The 15,986-nt window shown below is 54.5% G+C and carries 18 protein-coding genes; 2 read left to right on the top strand and 16 right to left on the bottom strand.

The window, feature by feature from the left end:
* Positions 1-266 precede the first annotated feature (266 nt).
* On the bottom strand, positions 267-935 hold the full coding sequence (locus ACB496_RS01650) for a glutathione S-transferase family protein (protein ID WP_371974179.1): 669 nt from the start codon (positions 933-935) through the stop codon (positions 267-269).
* A gap of 366 nt (positions 936-1,301) precedes the next feature.
* The gene (gene soxR / locus ACB496_RS01645) at positions 1,302-1,760 is read right to left on the bottom strand and encodes a redox-sensitive transcriptional activator SoxR (RefSeq protein WP_371974177.1); all 459 of its coding nucleotides are present in this window, start codon (positions 1,758-1,760) and stop codon (positions 1,302-1,304) included.
* A gap of 98 nt (positions 1,761-1,858) precedes the next feature.
* Here soxR and soxS point away from each other — a divergent pair, with 98 nt between their 5' ends.
* Positions 1,859-2,185: a superoxide response transcriptional regulator SoxS gene (soxS, locus tag ACB496_RS01640; RefSeq protein WP_100777992.1), complete on the top strand. Its 327-nt coding sequence runs from the start codon at positions 1,859-1,861 to the stop codon at positions 2,183-2,185.
* On the opposite strand, the gene ACB496_RS01635 is transcribed toward soxS, so the two are convergent.
* The gene (locus ACB496_RS01635; protein WP_102105722.1) at positions 2,182-3,768 is read right to left on the bottom strand and encodes an EAL domain-containing protein; all 1,587 of its coding nucleotides are present in this window, start codon (positions 3,766-3,768) and stop codon (positions 2,182-2,184) included. The genes soxS and ACB496_RS01635 overlap by 4 nt on opposite strands.
* 338 nt (positions 3,769-4,106) lie before the next feature.
* Positions 4,107-5,504 carry a diguanylate cyclase gene (locus ACB496_RS01630; protein ID WP_371975202.1) on the bottom strand — a complete coding sequence of 466 codons (1,398 nt, stop codon included), beginning with the start codon at positions 5,502-5,504 and terminating at the stop codon, positions 4,107-4,109.
* A 496-nt stretch (positions 5,505-6,000) separates the two neighbouring features.
* Between ACB496_RS01630 and ACB496_RS01625 the strand changes: the two genes are divergently transcribed.
* On the top strand, positions 6,001-6,282 hold the full coding sequence (locus ACB496_RS01625; RefSeq protein ID WP_100777994.1) for a YjcB family protein: 282 nt from the start codon (positions 6,001-6,003) through the stop codon (positions 6,280-6,282).
* 72 nt (positions 6,283-6,354) lie between these two features.
* Here the strand turns inward: ACB496_RS01625 and ACB496_RS01620 are convergent, their stop codons facing one another.
* The 12 genes from ACB496_RS01620 to ACB496_RS01565 all read right to left on the bottom strand — a co-directional run bounded on the left by ACB496_RS01620 (position 6,355) and on the right by ACB496_RS01565 (position 15,832).
* Complete coding sequence (locus tag ACB496_RS01620) at positions 6,355-6,894, bottom strand: hypothetical protein (protein ID WP_371974174.1); 540 nt, start codon at positions 6,892-6,894, stop codon at positions 6,355-6,357.
* A complete protein-coding gene (parM, locus tag ACB496_RS01615; protein WP_371974172.1) occupies positions 6,887-7,936 on the bottom strand; it encodes a plasmid segregation protein ParM domain-containing protein in 1,050 nt (349 codons plus the stop codon). Before parM ends, ACB496_RS01620 begins: the two co-directional genes overlap by 8 nt.
* A 37-nt stretch (positions 7,937-7,973) precedes the next feature.
* Entirely contained in the window at positions 7,974-8,732 is a 759-nt protein-coding gene (locus tag ACB496_RS01610; protein ID WP_371974170.1) for a C40 family peptidase, read from the bottom strand.
* Between the two features lie 11 nt (positions 8,733-8,743).
* Positions 8,744-9,664 (bottom strand): putative lateral flagellar export/assembly protein LafU, encoded by a 921-nt coding sequence (lafU, locus tag ACB496_RS01605; RefSeq protein WP_102105717.1) that lies wholly within the window; start codon positions 9,662-9,664, stop codon positions 8,744-8,746.
* Positions 9,664-10,527 (bottom strand): flagellar motor stator protein MotA, encoded by an 864-nt coding sequence (motA, locus tag ACB496_RS01600; RefSeq protein ID WP_100777999.1) that lies wholly within the window; start codon positions 10,525-10,527, stop codon positions 9,664-9,666. Before motA ends, lafU begins: the two co-directional genes overlap by 1 nt.
* A gap of 7 nt (positions 10,528-10,534) precedes the next feature.
* Positions 10,535-11,227 carry a FliA/WhiG family RNA polymerase sigma factor gene (locus tag ACB496_RS01595; protein WP_164971819.1) on the bottom strand — a complete coding sequence of 231 codons (693 nt, stop codon included), beginning with the start codon at positions 11,225-11,227 and terminating at the stop codon, positions 10,535-10,537.
* A gap of 22 nt (positions 11,228-11,249) precedes the next feature.
* Positions 11,250-11,717 carry a flagellar basal body-associated protein FliL gene (gene fliL / locus ACB496_RS01590; RefSeq protein WP_100778001.1) on the bottom strand — a complete coding sequence of 156 codons (468 nt, stop codon included), beginning with the start codon at positions 11,715-11,717 and terminating at the stop codon, positions 11,250-11,252.
* Between the two features lie 3 nt (positions 11,718-11,720).
* A complete protein-coding gene (locus ACB496_RS01585; protein ID WP_371974168.1) occupies positions 11,721-12,770 on the bottom strand; it encodes a flagellar hook-length control protein FliK in 1,050 nt (349 codons plus the stop codon).
* The gene (locus ACB496_RS01580) at positions 12,770-13,075 is read right to left on the bottom strand and encodes a hypothetical protein (RefSeq protein ID WP_371974166.1); all 306 of its coding nucleotides are present in this window, start codon (positions 13,073-13,075) and stop codon (positions 12,770-12,772) included. The genes ACB496_RS01585 and ACB496_RS01580 overlap by 1 nt, the downstream gene beginning before the upstream one ends.
* Positions 13,068-13,463: a flagellar export chaperone FliS gene (gene fliS / locus ACB496_RS01575; protein WP_100778003.1), complete on the bottom strand. Its 396-nt coding sequence runs from the start codon at positions 13,461-13,463 to the stop codon at positions 13,068-13,070. The genes ACB496_RS01580 and fliS overlap by 8 nt, the downstream gene beginning before the upstream one ends.
* A gap of 16 nt (positions 13,464-13,479) precedes the next feature.
* Positions 13,480-14,799, bottom strand: a complete 1,320-nt coding sequence (gene fliD, locus ACB496_RS01570; protein ID WP_371974164.1) for a flagellar filament capping protein FliD — start codon at positions 14,797-14,799, stop codon at positions 13,480-13,482.
* 184 nt (positions 14,800-14,983) lie between these two features.
* On the bottom strand, positions 14,984-15,832 hold the full coding sequence (locus ACB496_RS01565; protein WP_123429890.1) for a flagellin: 849 nt from the start codon (positions 15,830-15,832) through the stop codon (positions 14,984-14,986).
* Positions 15,833-15,986: the final 154 nt, after the last annotated feature.

The raw sequence follows: 15,986 nt of genomic DNA, 5'->3' as shown, positions 1-15,986 counted from the left end.
CAGCGTGGTGGACAACTCCACTGCCAGCGAAACGTCAAATCCTTGTGCTGCGTTTGCGACGAAAAGGGGCCGTCACAAAAAAAGCAAACGTTTAGCTCCGCGCTGACAAAACGGGTGGTGAATTGAAGGCAAACGATTATCTAGCGTAATCCACGCCCTTTTCAACTGAACTTTATCGTTTTTCGCTAAAATTCCCTTATGACGCTGAAGAAATAACCAGAGGATGCGCAAACGTTATCGTGAATGCGCAATTTGATAACAATCTGTCACTCGCCAGGGATCTCAAAAGGCCCACCCTGCTGAATGGCGCGTTGCCAGGCAGGACGCATTTCCACTCTTTTTTTCCACGCCTGGGTGTGCGGAAGATTATCGATCCCACCGCGTGCCAGCAGTGCGAAGATCGGATAAGTCATCTGGATATCGGCCATGCTCAGCTGCTCACCGGCAAACCAGGGGTGTTCGCTGAGATGGGATTCGATATAGCGCGCGTGGGTTTCGAGCTGCGGATTGAGCCAGGCTTTTTGCACGCCCCCACCCAGCACTTTGCCAAGCGAGCGCATACCAAACGGAATCGGCGGCTTACCGAGGCTGGCAAACACCAGCTTCATCAGCAGGAGCGGCATCAGGGAACCTTCCGCATAGTGCAGCCAGAAGCGGTATTGATTTTTGTCCGCCGCGCCCTCGGGCTTGAGCTGCGACTCGGTGTCATAGGTCTCCTGCAGATATTCCAGAATGGCGCCGGACTCTGCGAGGATCAGGCCGTTATCCTCGATTACCGGCGATTTGCCCAGGGGATGCACTTTTTTGAGCGACGGGGGCGCCATCATCGTCTTTTCACGCTGGTAGCGGACAATCTGATACGGCACAGATAACTCTTCAAGCGCCCAGATGACGCGCTGGGAGCGGGACTGGTTCAGGTGGTGGAGCGTCAGCATGGTTTTCTCCTGTGATTCATACAAACTAACTATAGAAAATTGCACAACATGGCGAAAAAGTTTTGGCGAGATTCTGACCAAAGCCACTGGCGAACAACCGGGTTTTGCATACAATTAAAGTGTCAACACAAACCGGAACCTCCCCAACGTGCTCGACATGAGGGGTGTTGATGTCGGGGGAAACCCTCCCGTGTACCAACGGGATAGAGAGAAAGACAAAGACCGGGAATAAACTAAAGCGCCTTAGTCTGGCGCTTTAGTTTTTTCTGCGTTGGGTAGCTATGACATTTTAGTCAGTCCACAGGATTGTGCGTTTTTTGTTGGCCGGATACACACTGCGCCATCCGGCACTCAAACCCTGCGAATTCAATCTTCTTCCAGCAGCCGCGCGCCGGTCCCCTGCGCACCCAGCGTATCCCCCGGATTTCGCAGCGGGCAGTCGCTGCGCGACAGACACCCGCAGCCGATACACCCGTCCAGTTCATCGCGCAACGCCACCAGCGTATGAATGCGCCGATCCAGCTCCTCACGCCACTGGGAGGAAAGCTGCGTCCACTCTTTCGTACTCAGGGAGTGTCCCTCCGGCAGCACGCCAAACGCATCGCCGATGGTCGCCAGCGGAATGCCGATCCGTTGCGCAATTTTGATAATCGCTACGTAGCGCAACACATCGCGGGTGTAGCGGCGCTGATTGCCCCCGTTGCGGATACTTTTAATTAAGCCTTTGCTTTCATAGAAATGCAGCGCTGAGACCGCCACCCCACTACGCTTTGCGACTTCCCCCGGCGTCAGCAGCGCCTTAATTCTGGGTAATCTCTTTTCCATAAAACCTCTTTACCTCAAGTTAACTTGAGGAATTATACTCCCCCGCAGAGAAAACGACGAATCAACAGAGAAAGTTGTATCTAAAGAGGGGCAACCTTATGTCGCATCAGCAAATTATTCAGACACTGATTGAATGGATTGATGAACATATCGACCAACCGTTAAATATTGACGCTGTCGCTAAAAAGTCGGGCTATTCGAAGTGGTATCTGCAGCGGATGTTCCGCACCGTTATGCATCAGACGCTGGGGGATTACATCCGTCAGCGTCGGTTACTGCTGGCGGCACAGGCTCTGCGCACGACCAAGCGTCCGATTTTTGATATTGCGATGGATTTGGGATATGTGTCGCAGCAGACGTTCTCCAGGGTGTTTCGTCGCGAATTCGACCGCACGCCGAGCGACTACCGCCACCAGCTGAATTAACTCGTGCGCGGGATCAGCACGCCGACAGGCTGTTGCTGCCAGGTCATAAATTCCTGCGGCGGCATCGCCTTCGCAAAGTGCCAGCCCTGACAATATTGCACGCCGCGCTTGAGGAGCCAGGTCACCTGCTCCGCCGTTTCCACCCCTTCCGCAATGGTTTTCAGCCGCAGACTCTGGGCCATCTCAATGATGTGTTCCGCAATCAGGTGGCTGGTGCTGTTGGTGGTCAGGGTATCGATAAACGACTTATCGATTTTCAGGATATCGACGTTGAGCGAATAGAGGTTATGCAAGTTCGAATACCCGGTGCCAAAATCATCGATCGCCACCTCATAACCCGCCTGGCGAAACGCCTGAATCACCGGCGTGGTTTTCGGCACATCAATAAATCCGCGCTCCGTTACCTCAATTTTAATCTGCTGCGCCCGCACGGAGTAATGCCGCGCTTTATCCGAGATCAGAGCAATCAGGCGCGACGAGTGGAAATCCGACGCCGACAGGTTAATCGAAATATAGAGGTGCGGATTGTTGCCGAGGAAATCTCCGAGATCGTTAAACACCTCTTCGACGACATAATCGGTAATGCGCTCAATCATCCCCTCTTTTTCCGCCAGCGGAATAAACTCTGCCGGGCTCATCACCGGGCCATTAAACCCCGGCCAGCGCAGCAGCGCTTCGGCGCCGACGCAGCGGTTATTTTTAATATCAATGATCGGCTGATAATGAACGCACAGCTGGCGCTTATTGAGTGCGCGGTGCAATAACCGTCCTGGCGAATTAAATTCACGGTGCGTGCGCGACCAGACCAGCAAAATAATAATGCTGCAAATCATCCCCAGCGGCAGGGTCAATGTGGCCTGGTGGTAAAGAATTTCATAAAAACGGGTATTGGATGTTGAGACGATCGCGGCAATAGGCCGCTTCGCTGAGCTGACGATGGTGTAAAAACGATCGTCTTTTTGAAATGGCGCGCTCACATTTCCGACGAGCGTGTGTAATAAAGAAATATTGGCCCGTGGACTGACGGAAAAGAAGGCATTGGTCACCGTATCAAATACGCCCCACGCCAGAGAGTGATCTGTCGACATCACTTCACTGTATGAGAGCGGATTGACCACGACGACATAATTCCCGCGCTGCATATAAGTCATTTTATAACCAGCAAAAAAGGGCGTATCGCGGAAATAATAGATAGAGACGTCAGGTTTTCGTTTGTAATTGGCGTCAGGTATCAGATACGGCTTATCGGGAGTCATTACCGTGGAGCAGAGAAACTGCTGGCCTTCGGCATAAATTAAATCGGACACATACAGACGGCCACGCACAACGTTCAACATATATTGCCGATGGGCGGGGGAACAAATCTCTCCCTGATATTTTTCGGCGGCGTCGCGGGCTAAATCAACCTGTTCAATTACCAGTTCAGTTTTATCTAAAGCGAGTTGCGCAAAGGAGCGTAGCTGACTGCTTGTTTCGGTGACGGCTCTTAGCTGGGCAAACCATAGCGCCAGCATCACCGGTAGCAAAACTACCATGATGATCCCGACTACCCTCAGCACCTTGCGCCGTGCGCTACGATTCATTTCCGCCCTATATCCCTGCAATATGTGTGCCTGTAGTAATGAAGGCCGGATGCTTTGATAAACAGGTGATTACGTTGCATGAATCATGCGAAGTTAGCAACTGACTTTTATCATCAGAAACCCAATATTTGGTTATGACGATATTATTTGTCCGTAAGCCAAACTTAAAGAATGCGTGCCGTTTTTATTAAGGAAAATAAATATCAAGACTTAACGGTGAGTTTTAAGATAACACAACAGAGGATCATTGATTAAGCCAAACTCACGACAGCATGAAAAAAGCTCAGCGTGATCATGAATTTTCAGACTTATTGGATACGGCTTACCCCGATATTGATTTATAAATAATCAATGGCAATCACCGTTTTCCCTCTGCCGCTTCGTTTTGCATCATATAAAGCTTTGTCGGCGCGGGTAAGCAGCGACGAGGTATCGCGCTGTCCACGCCCGACCTCCACCACTCCGGCACTAAAGGTGAGGAGCAGAGATTTATCGCCCACCCACATCGGCCGCTCCAGCAGTGCCGCGCGCAGTTTTGTCGAGAGGGCTATAGCCGCTTCACAGTCCGCCTCTGAGAGTAGAAGTAAAAACTCTTCTCCGCCAACCCGCCCCAGCGCGGAATGTGCGGGGCTTAACTCGCGCAGGCGATCGCAGAAGTGGATCAGCGCAGCATCACCCACCTGATGGCCCCACTCGTCGTTGATCTGCTTGAAATAATCCAGGTCAAACATCAGCACGCAGAAAGGGCTATCGTGCGATTGATTGCGCTCAAGAGCGCTCTGCAGCGCCTGTAAAATCGCCGAACGATTCAAGCAGCCGGTCAGGTCGTCGGTGGTGGCTTTCAGCGCCAACTGCTGCTCGGCTTTTTTACGCTCGGTGATATCCAGACCAATATTCAGAATAGAGCCGTCCGGCAGCAGAATGTTCGACCACAGAATGGTGAGTTCTTCCCCGTCTTTACGGATCGGATGCCACTCGTACATATCTTTCAGAGGCGACACATGGACCGATTCGCGGACCCGCTGCCGCACTTCCGGATCGGGATAAAAGAGCGCCAGAGGATCGGGATACATATTGATCTCCGCCATCGTCCAGCCAAATATCTTTTCACACTCCATATTCCACAGTACGCAGCGATTACGCCGATCAAAAGAGTTCATTAATACCGGCGCGCGTTCAAATAACGTTTTGTATTGCGTCACCACCAGCTGCATCTCTTTTGCCGTTCGCTCGCGGGAAATCATATCGGCAAAATAATCTTTTAATTTTTCGACCAGCACGACCACCACATTTTTCAGCGTCGGTAATGCACACAATCGTTGCGAAAACCCCAGGAAGAAATAGCCGTTGCAGCTGCCATCCCGGGAAGAGAGTTTACATAACACGCCGCTTTGTAATTGCACATAACCCGGATGCTGGGCGTTAAAAAGCGAGCGGCCAATATTTTCTTTCCAGTAAATGGCGCGCCACGAGCGGTGATGACGCTTCATCAGCGTGCTGGCAAGAAAATCGGTCACTTCAAAAGAGTGGCAGGTGACATCACCCGCGCAAACCACGCGCGGCAAGCCGCTATCATCATCCACACTCACCCACGCCAGCGCCGAACCCAGCGAGCGGTTGATCGTTTCCAGCATCTCAGTCAGCGAACACTGGGACGTTAACAGCGGCATCAATTTTGCTAAAGCATGCAAAGCCTGCATGCTGTCGTTAACAATTTCGCGGCATGTCTCTTTCATCATGTTTATTCGCAGGTCGTTGAAACTTAGAAAACAGGCGCAACGAATAACTCAGGATTCGAATAATCTCATTGAGAGCTTTTATTCCAGGCAACGCATAAATATGTGAAAAATTGCATGTGTGTGTGAATAATAAGTGACACCAGAGAATAAAAAGCAATGAATTCAGTAACCTGAATTATTAATTGTGTATATTTTATTGTCCGTTCAAGCATAAGCCATAGGTCTAATACTGTAAATATTGTACAGACCCCTCCTGGCTGTAGAGACTTTTGTATCTCAATGAATTCGTTATAAAGACGTACATGAAATCACGATTAGTCTGCAAAGATATATTTTGCGTACCCCTTCTTTTACTGAGAAGGGTTAAAAAGCGCACATTTTTGCCGCAACGAGACTGGCGAATAAAAGAACAAATGTGATATAGTTCACACATATTCTGTAACGCGAAACACTGTTTCATTGTTGTTCACACGCTTTTCGAGGATTTGGTTTTATGGCGACCATTACCACCAGCATGGTTTTACTGCGCTGGCCGTTGTTGAGTGCGGTTTTGATGTTTTTAGCCAGCACGCTGAACATTCAATTTCGTAAATCTGACCTTGCGGGGCTGGCGGTGATTAGCACCTTACTGGGCGTGGGCGCTGCATGCTGGTTCGCGACGGGATTACTGGGTATCACCATGGTGGACGTGGCGACGATCTGGGGCAACATGAAAGAGGTGATGATCGAAGCGATGAGCCATACTCCGCCTGACTGGCCGATGGTCATTACCTGATCGCTGCGTGTTTAGTCCTCACATCCCGGCCCTCTCACATAGAGAGAGGGTCAGGATAGCAGGCACAAGCCGTTAGAAAATGCCCTTCTGCCGCACCTTCTTCATCTTCTCCGTCGGCGCATCCACCTGACTCAAATCCAGCTCCTCTTTGCCACTCGCCGCACGCTCAGGTTCCGCCGCCGTTTTCCCGGCCATTCTTAACTGCTGTAACGCCAGCTTCTGCTGCTCCAGCAGCGGCTTCAGGGCCGCAACTTCGTCACGAATCATCTGTAACTGCGCCAGCTGCTCTGCGGAAGTATCCACCGCTTTTTCCGGCACAGACTCCTGCGGCGTCAATTCCTCCAGCAGCTGCGCGAGCGTTAGCGTTTCGCGCCCCAGCGATTCCGCCACATGGTGGCACAGGGACGGGTCCATCAGGTGCAGCTGCAGGCCCGCCAGGTAGACGTCACGGTGGAACGCGCGGATCTCCATATTCGTGTCGTCAATACTGGCAGACTTGTCCATGGACTGATGCCACTTTTGCAGCTGCTGCATCGCGCGCAGATCCGCGCGCGACTGGTCTGGCGTCAGGTGCAGGGACAGATTGACGCGGCGAATCTGTCCCTTACACATCGTCACCCACCTCGGCCATTAACGGCTCCTCGACCGTCTGCGCACCGGCGTCAGAGTGGTACAGGCAGATTTCGCGCGACAGGGCGCTCTGCGGATTTTCAATGCTCACCACGCGATCGCCGAGGGTCGCGTAGACGTCGCGAATCGCCCCTTCGATCAGGTGCGCACCGCCGCCGACCAGGTAAACGCGGTTCGGGTTTTTGGCGAATTTTTTCGCTTCGTAAGCGACCTGATCGCCCAGCTCCTGAATTTTAATCTCAATCTTTTCGAGGATGTCGTCGATGCGCGATTCGTCGTTAATCACGCTTTTTACAAAGTTAAGATCGTGGCGGCGCTTGATCAGCTCATTCGCCACCAGATAGCTGGAGTCACTGTCGGCAGCGGCCAGCAGTTTGCGCGTCGCGTCCGTCACCATCGCCACGCCGATTTCGTTGTTGCCGTAGATGGCCGACACATCGTCAAATTCGCCAATCACCACGCCCATATCCAGGGTGGTGCCGCCGCAGTCGATCACCAGCGATTTGGTAAATTCATTAACGTTCGAGTTGAGCAGATGGGACAGCGCCGCAGGCAGGCTCTCCGGCATCACCTGCACATCCACGATGCGGAACAGCTCGCCTTTGTTCAGGGTGATATCGCGCATCAGATTCTGGCGCTTCGCTTCGATGCGTTCTTCGTTACGCTGACAGTCGTCCGGCTTGTAGAACTGGGTGATCGGTAAGGTCACAATCACCTCTACGTCGCACGGCGTTACCCCGGTCTGAAGCAGGGCGTGATGCACCGCCAGCAGGTTTAGATCGTCATATTGATAATCGATATGGGTGGTGGAGAGCGCCTTATCGGACGTGGCATCGTAGGTGTATTTGGTGGTGCCGATGGTGTAGTTGTGCACCGCCTGGCCGCGCAGCAGCGCCGCGCTCTTCCAGTCTTTGCGGAAGGAGTTTGGCGAGACCACGGTCTTCAGGGTGCCGTTTTCAATCCAGCTGATTTTGACGTTAGTGGAACCGTCGTCGATGGCGAATTTTTTGCAAGTCTGGGTCATGGAAAATGTCTCAATCGTTCTGAAAAAGGGGGCCGCGTCAGAGCACAGCCTCGTCAGTTAAAATGCGGCGGGCACCGAGATAGTGGTTCTGCCAGAAGTTATCGGAAAGCTGGCTGATACGAATATTCAGGCCGGTGCGCGGGGCTTCGATAAATTTGCCGTCCCCAAGATAGACGCCGACGTGATCCGCGCCGGGGCGCTGGTTGATGTTGAAGAACACCAGATCGCCGCGTCGCAATTTGTCCTGTTTTATCTGGCGCAGCGTGCGGTCCTGATACATACCGTTGGCGGTGCGCGGCAGATTGCGGCTCAGCACCGGCGTGAACGCGTAGAACACCAGGCCGCTGCAATCAAAGCCCTGCTCCGGCGTCTGGCCGCCCCAGACGTAGGGTTTGCCAATCTGCTCTTGCAGCAAATGAATCACTTTTTTCAGCGACGCCTGCAGGCGCGGGCTCATCTTCTCGACGGGGAGCGGCTCCCAGATCATGTCCGTAGAGAGCTTTCCGGGCTGCCAGCGTTTATGCATCGCCAGCTGTTCGCGATTTTGTACCCGCTCAAGGCGTTTCGCCTCGCTCAGCTTGCGCTTTTGCTCCGGCGTCACCGGCACCACGGCGATGCGGGTGCGGGCTTTTTTCAGCAGCGCCGCGCGATTGCGCATCCGCGTTTTGGCGGCGGCCTCTTCTTCGGAGACCGTCTCACGCCGCGGCGCGGCGTCGGCATGAAAAGTCCCGGCCACCATCAGCGCGGCAGCCAGCGCCATACAGCGCAGGATCGGGAAAGGGATAAAGGTCAACATCACTCAATCGTCTATTGTTTCTGCGAGAGTTTATCAATGATCGGCTTGATCACTTTCTCGCCGTGCTGACCAAAGAACTGGTACAGCGACTCGCTCGCCGAGTGGGTCAGCACCATGATTTCAATGCGGCGGTTCGAGGAACTGAGCGGATTTTCCGGGTCGAGCAGCATCTGATCGGCCATTCCACTCACCTGCAAAATTTTCCCTGGCGCTAACCCGGCTCTGGTCAGGACTTTACGCGCCTGCATGGCTCGCTCGCCGGACAGGTTCCAGTTGTTGTAGAGATCCTGGTCGCGGAAACGGGTAGCGTCCGTGTGGCCGGTGATAATGATTTTGTTGTCGATCTTGTTGAGCGCCGGGGAGAACTCTGTCAGCAGACGGGTGAAGAACGGCGTCAGGATCGCGCTGCTGCGCTGGAACATCTCGCGCTTCTGATCGTCGGTGATCAGGATCCGCAGCCCCTGCGGGACGATCTCCATTTTCAGGTTCGACTGGGCATCGTAGGCCGAGGTGATCTTCATGATGATCCGCGCCAGATCTTCGATCTCCCTTTGGGAACGCTTATTCACGTCCTCCAGGCTTTCGCCTTTCAGCCCCGCCTGAATAGTCATCGGTTTTTCTGCGGATGATTTTTTCGCTTCGCGATCGCGTTTTTCCGTGACCGCAATTTTACCGCCGCTGCCGTGCGGCTGGGTGATTGGCGTCAGGGAGTTGCCCTCAAAAATCGACTCGCCGTTGAGTTGAGAGACGATCTCTTTGCGCTCCTCTTCCGTCACCGAGCCCATGATCCACAGCACCATAAACAGCGCCATCATCGCGAGAGTAAAGTCGGCGAAGGCCACCTTCCACGCCCCGCCATGAAAGGTGTCGTGGCTTTTGCGCGAGGAGCGTTTGATGATGGTGGTATGTTCTTTTCCGCGTGTGCCGCGCATCAGGATTCACCCGTCATCTGGTTCACCCAGCCGTCGAGCGTGGCGAAGGTCGGTTTCGAATCGAGCGGCAGCATTTTACGTCCGGCATCCACCGCCAGCAGCGTGGGCTTGCCCGCCACGTGATTCACCAGCACGGTACGCACGCACTCGATCACCGCGAGCTGTTTTTTGGTGTTCTGCTCCATGGCGTTCGCCACCGGGTCCATCAGGCAATAGCAGAAGAAAACGCCGAGGAAGGTCCCGACCAGCGCCGCCGCCACTTTCACGCCGATCACCGCAATGGAGCCGTCGATGGATTGCATGGTGATGATGATCCCCAGTACCGCCGCACAGATACCGAAGCCCGGCATCGCTTCTGCGGTACGTTGCAGCGAGCGGGACGGTTGCAGCAGGTTCTCTTCCATCGCCACCAGCTCCTGCTCCAGAATCCCTTCCAGCTCGTGCTCGTTAATCTTGCCCATCGCCATCAGGCGGAAGTTGTCAGAGATAAAGGTGATCAGCGCTTTGTTCTGCAGGATCAGCGGATATTTCTGGAACAGCGGGCTGCTTTCCGGCACTTCGATGTGTGCATCCAGTACCTTCAGACCACCGTCCTGCACCAGCTCCAGCAGTTCAAACAGCAGCATCAGCAGCTGGCGTTGATACTCATCCGTGTACTCGTTTTTGCGCATAATGCCGCGAAACTGACGATACATTTCCGCCAGAACCGGACGCGGATTCGCGAGCACCATCGCCCCCAGACCGGCCCCTAAAATGATGATGATTTCACCGGGCTGCCAGAACGAGGCGAGACGGCCGCCGGACATCAGAAACCCGCCGACAACGCAGGCAAAAATAATGAAAATACCGAGAAACTTTTGCATATACCTTTCACTTCTGGAAAAAACACTGGATCTTTTGAGCGATCTTTTTATTAAGCTGGCAGACGCGCGCCTCGGTCAGATCGAGAACCAGCGCGATTTCTTTCAGACTCATTTCCTGCTGGTAATAGAGCGTCAGAATCAGTTGTTCACGCTCATCAAGGCTCGCCAGCGCAGCCTTTAACGTGCCGCTGGTGACCATTTCGTCCTCCAGCGAGCGGGTGTTGAGGGTGCCGTGCAGCGCATCCTCACCTAATAATTCATCGAGACTTTCCAGCGTCCTGGCGCAATCCAGCAGTAAATACTCGTGGTATTCGTCAGCGGTGATGGAGAGGTGCTCGCTGAGATCCTCAAACGTCGGCGTGCGCCCCAGCTTGCGCGTGATGTCGCGGATCGCATCGTTGATTTTGTGGCTCTTCTGTCGAAGCCGACGCGGACGCCAGTCCAGCTCGCGCAGCTCATCCAGCACCGCGCCACGCACGCGCGCAGCCGCGTAAGCGCCAAACTGCTCATCGGGGTGGCCGTAGCGGCGCAGGGAGGTCAGCAGACCCATCAGGGCGATCTGCTCCATGTCCTCTTTGTCCATTACGCTGCTGGTTTGCCAGGAGAGCTGCTTCACCACCCGGTGCACAAGCGGTAAGTACGCGTTGATGTACTTCGCTTCATCAGCCGGGGTCAGCGCGTCATCCGCAATAAAATCCATCATGTCAGTCGACTACCGTTTCTTACTGGAAAACCATTTTGCTGATGATGACGTCTTTAAACGGCATACGCGTATTGAGGCTCTCAAAGCGGGCCGTGTAGGCATTCATCAGCTTATCGCGCAGGGCTTCCACGCTCATTTCACGCACCGCGTCGTAGTCCATCGCCGAGAGGGCATTGACCGTCGCGCCGCGAATGGCCGGAGACATCTCCTCCGCGCGGCTGGTGTCGGCGGCGGAATCAGTGGTCAGGGCCAGCTCCAGCAGCAGATAGCGCTCGGAATCGCCGGGGCTTTTTAAGGTCACAACCACGTTTTTGATTTCGACAAACTCCACCACGCTCTCTTTCGACGAGCTGAAGAAATCAGAAATGATGGAGCGTTTATGCTCGTCCTGGCTGAGCAAATGCGTGCCCATGACGGTCAGTACGGCGGCAAAAGTGGCTGCTATCAGGGCAATCACCAGCCCTAAAGAAAAAGTCTTCAAAGTCATAAGTTAAACCGTAAGTAATACTGAATCGTCTGTACCGTCAGTGGAGTGTGCGTCCTCTGCGGCTATCTCTGCCCCTGCTTCAGGCCTGTCTGCCTGGGATGGCAGTTGCTGTCCGCGTCCTTGCTGCTGTCCGGACTGGGTAGATACCTGCACGTTCACCTGGACAACGTTTTGCTCTGTCAGGCTCTGGCGCAGTTCATTGCTGATCTGCTGGAGCGCGCGCGCCGTCTCGCTGTTGCTGGCGCTGATGTGCACCTGCATCCGACCATTTTCGATCTGCAGCGAGATATCCACTTTGCCCATCTCTGGCGGATCGAGACGGATGGTGGCGTGCTGCACCTGGTTTTTGACCTGAATCTGCAGCCGATCGTTAAGCGCGCTGTGCAACTGCTGCGCCCATTTGGTTTCGTCTGCGTCCAGTTTGACCGGCGGCAAATGCACGGTTTGCTTCTCCATCGCCGTCGAGAATGTCTGCCCGCTGGCGACCGGTTGCCCTGCAACAGGCAGCACGTCAGCCAGGGTTTTCACCACCTCGGCGGCGAGCGGTTTGGTATGCTCGACTGCCTGCGCCTGCGCCACAGGTAATGGTGCGGGCACAGGCGTCGGTTGTGACGCGTGGGCCTGCGGCATAAGCCCCGCCGACAGCGTCTGCATTTTTAGCGCTTCGCCACTTTGCGGTGCGGCCGGGGCGGCATTCAGCGTTTTGACCGGCATCTGGCTTGCCATCAGCAAGGTGTCCAGCAGCGCCTGCGGTGGCGTTAGCGTATCCGGCGCCGGTTGTGCGCGGTCGGCGGTGTTAGTCGTCGCGTCGTCGTCTTCGTCATCCGTCTTAAGTCCCGCCAGCACCATGGTGGTGTCGCGCGTTTTCTCACCGCCCAACAGGTTATTGATGATATTGAGCAGCGCGTCGTTGAACACCGCAGGCGCGGGCTCGCCGACAGGCGTACCCGGCATCGTCGCCGATGCTGTGTCCGTCGCGGGCAGCGCCGGGGCAATGGCTCCCGGCTCCGGGGTGGCAGGCGTTAACGTCAGTGGCGTGAGCAGCAGATTCATCAGCCTCTCTCTCCCACATCGGCAAACTGCGCGTAGGCACTTGCGCCTTCACGGTTGCGACGCGCGCGGGCCATCTGCTGCGCCAGCTCATCGCTTTGCTGCTGGCTGTACTGGCTCACCTGCTGATGCTCCGTGCGCAGTGCCGTCAGCGCCTCACGTTTTTCCGCTGTCAGCGTCTGCCCTTGCAGGGAGATCAATAGCCCGGCGATCTGCGCGTCGACCTCCTGCATTTTCGGCCAGTCGTGCTGACTAGCCGCCTGCTCCAGGGAACGCGCCAGAAAACGCATAACCTGTAGATCATCCATTCTGCTGCCCCATTTTTTCCCAGCCGTCCTGCAGGTTGCGGAGGATCACTTCCACCTCTTCAACGTGCTCAACGGAGAGCTTATGGCTGGCGTCATACAGACGATAGACGCAGTAGTCGTAGAGGTTCGCCAGGCTCAGCGCCAGCTCGCCCCCTTTGTCGAAATCCAGCGAGCTGGTCAGGGCATTAAGGATGTCGATGCATTTGTTAATGCTCTGGACCTTACGGTCATAGCGACGCGCTGCGATGTGGCTTTTTGCCCGCACCAGTTCATCCATCAGGCCGTTAAACAGCATCAAAACCAGTTGATGCGGATTCGCTGCCGCCGCCTGAATTGCTAAGTCGGACTGCTGGTAATGGCCGAAGCCCTGCTGTTCGTTCCCGTACATAAAAGCTCTGTTTTCCTTACTCTAAACCAAACATACTCTTGGTGTTTTCCATCTGGGCCATGGCCTGCTGCAACTGAGTAAATTGCTTCAGATAGCGGTTATACGAGGAGTCATAACGCGAATTCATGGCTTCGGTTTTGGTGTCGATATCGCTCTGCTGGCGGTCGAGCACTTCCTGGCGACCTTTCAGCAGGCCGGTGGTCGAATTGAGGTAACGGTCGAGGGATTTATCCACCGCCGCGATCAGCCCGTCTTTGCCGTTGAACAGGCCCGTCAGCGCCTGCGGATCGGCGGTCAGCGCGGCGTCGAGCTTTTTGCTGTCGATCTCCAGCTTGCCGTCTTTATCCGCTGTGATGCCGAAATCGGACATCCGCTTGCCGCCAAACTGGGTGCGCAGCACGTCGTTCAGCTCGCGATCGAGGGAGGCCATGGTGGCATCGCCCGCAAACGCACCTCGCTCTTCACCGTCGCCGCTGCCGCTTTTGGTCAGCTTTTGCAGCGTGTCCTGCAGGGTGTTGTATGAGGTAATGAAGGTCTGCAGCTGCTCTTTGGTGGCCGCTGTATCTGTGCCGATGGTGATGGTCAGAGGCTTGTCGGCTTCGGTCTTCGACGTCAGTTCGATGGTCACGCCGTCGATGAGCTTATCCAGCGTGTTGCTGCTGTTGGAAAATTCCATTTCGCCCATGCGGAATTTGGCGTCTTGCGCTTTCGAGATCTCTTTGGCGTTCGCCGAGTCAAAACCTGCCGTCCCGCCGACGGTTACCTTATTGGCTGCGCCGCTTTCGTCGCTGCTCAGCATCAGCGTCACTTTGCCGTCGGTGCGAATCAGCGAAGCGGTGACGCCGGGGTTATTTTCGTCGCCATTAATGGCTTTGGTGAGATCGCTCAGGCTGTTGATACTGTCCATATCAACGTTGATGGTTTTCGCATCCGCCCCTTCGCCGAGGGTGATCTCCATCATGCCGGTGGCATCATTGATGGCATCATCCGTCAGATCGCCGAAACCGATCTGATGGGCGGACGCCAGCTGATCGACTTCGATGTTGTATGTGCCCTTCTGCGCCGAGGAGTTGGCCGTGACGGTCGCAATCCCTTCGCGGTTGACGGTGGCGCTGTTTTGCAACATCCCGTCATTGGTGCTGTTCAGCCCTTTAATGGCGCTGCGAAAATCGGTTAATGCGGTGCGAAGCGCGTCCAGCGCTTTTTTCTGCGACGTCATCGTGGCTGTTTTGGTCTTCAGCTGATTCTGGATCGACATGATGTCGTAGGACGCCAGCGACTGCGCCAGCGTCGTCGGATCTATGCTGCTGAAATCTGCCATAGTAGTTGTCTCCATTCGCACCTGTTGCTAAACCACGCTCAGTTAATGCAACCATCGTGCCAGTTTTTAAATTTAGTTAATTCAGTTAGTTACGATTTACCGGGAAGGCAACTTTCCCCGAATGGGAAAAGACAGGAAGGGGAAAGGCCGCAAACAAAAACACCGCCTTACAGCGGTGTTTTCATCGAACGGATTGGGATTAGCCCAGCAGAGACATCACCATTCCGGACATGCTGTTGGACTGCTTCAGCATGGACATGCTGGTTTGGGCCAGCATCTGGTTACGGGTCATGCTGGAGGCTTCAGACGCGAAGTCAGCATCACGGATGTTACCCAGCGCCAGGTCGGTGTTGTCTTTCATGTTCGCCAGGTTAGCCGCGGTGTGGCCCAGACGGTTGATGTTTGCACCCAGTTTAGAACGCAGGGTACCCACTTCAGAGATAGCGCCTTCTACGCTTGTGATCATCGCCTGTGCGCCAGAAACAGTGGTCAGCGCGCCAGAAGCAGTCAGTCCACCCATACCGCCGGAACCGGTCACGGTGGTCAGTTCTGCGCTCACGTCTACAGTCAGTTTCTCGCCTTCAGATGCACCGATCTGGAAGTTCATTGCAGAAGCGAATTTACCGCTCGCACCGAACAGGTTTTCGCCTGCGTATTTGGTGTTGTCCATAATGTTGGTCAGTTCAGCGTTCAGTTCGTCCATTTCAGACTGCAGCGCAGCGCGATCTTCAGTACCGTTCGTGTCGTTCGCTGCCTGTGTTGCGAGGTCTTTCATGCGGTACATGATGTTGCTCACTTCATCAAAAGCACCTTCTGCGGTCTGCAGCAGCGCAGTCGCGTCAGAGATGTTGCGCTGTGCAACAGCCATACCATTGCTCTGACCCTGCAGGCGGGTTGCGATTTGCAGGCCAGCTGCATCGTCCGCTGCGGAGTTGATACGTTTACCGGTACCCAGACGTTCCATTGCAGTAGACAGCATGCTGTTGGATTTATTCAGTGCGTTAGTAGAAGCCATGGAAGACGCGTTAGTGAAAATAGAAAGTGCCATGTTAGTAATCTCCTTGTGAACCTGTCTGTCAGGCTCTTCTCTCTGGTACTCAAGTAAAACGACACACTGAAAGGGAGAATTAAATCGGCGATGAAAAAAAATTAAAAATTACGTCTATAAGAAAAAGCCTGGACTGAGTAATAACCGCATAAAT

Source organism: Lelliottia nimipressuralis (assembly GCF_041464075.1).
GTDB lineage: Bacteria > Pseudomonadota > Gammaproteobacteria > Enterobacterales > Enterobacteriaceae > Enterobacter > Enterobacter nimipressuralis.
Note: the sequence above shows the minus strand (reverse complement) of the source record. Positions and strands in the feature narration are given on the sequence as shown.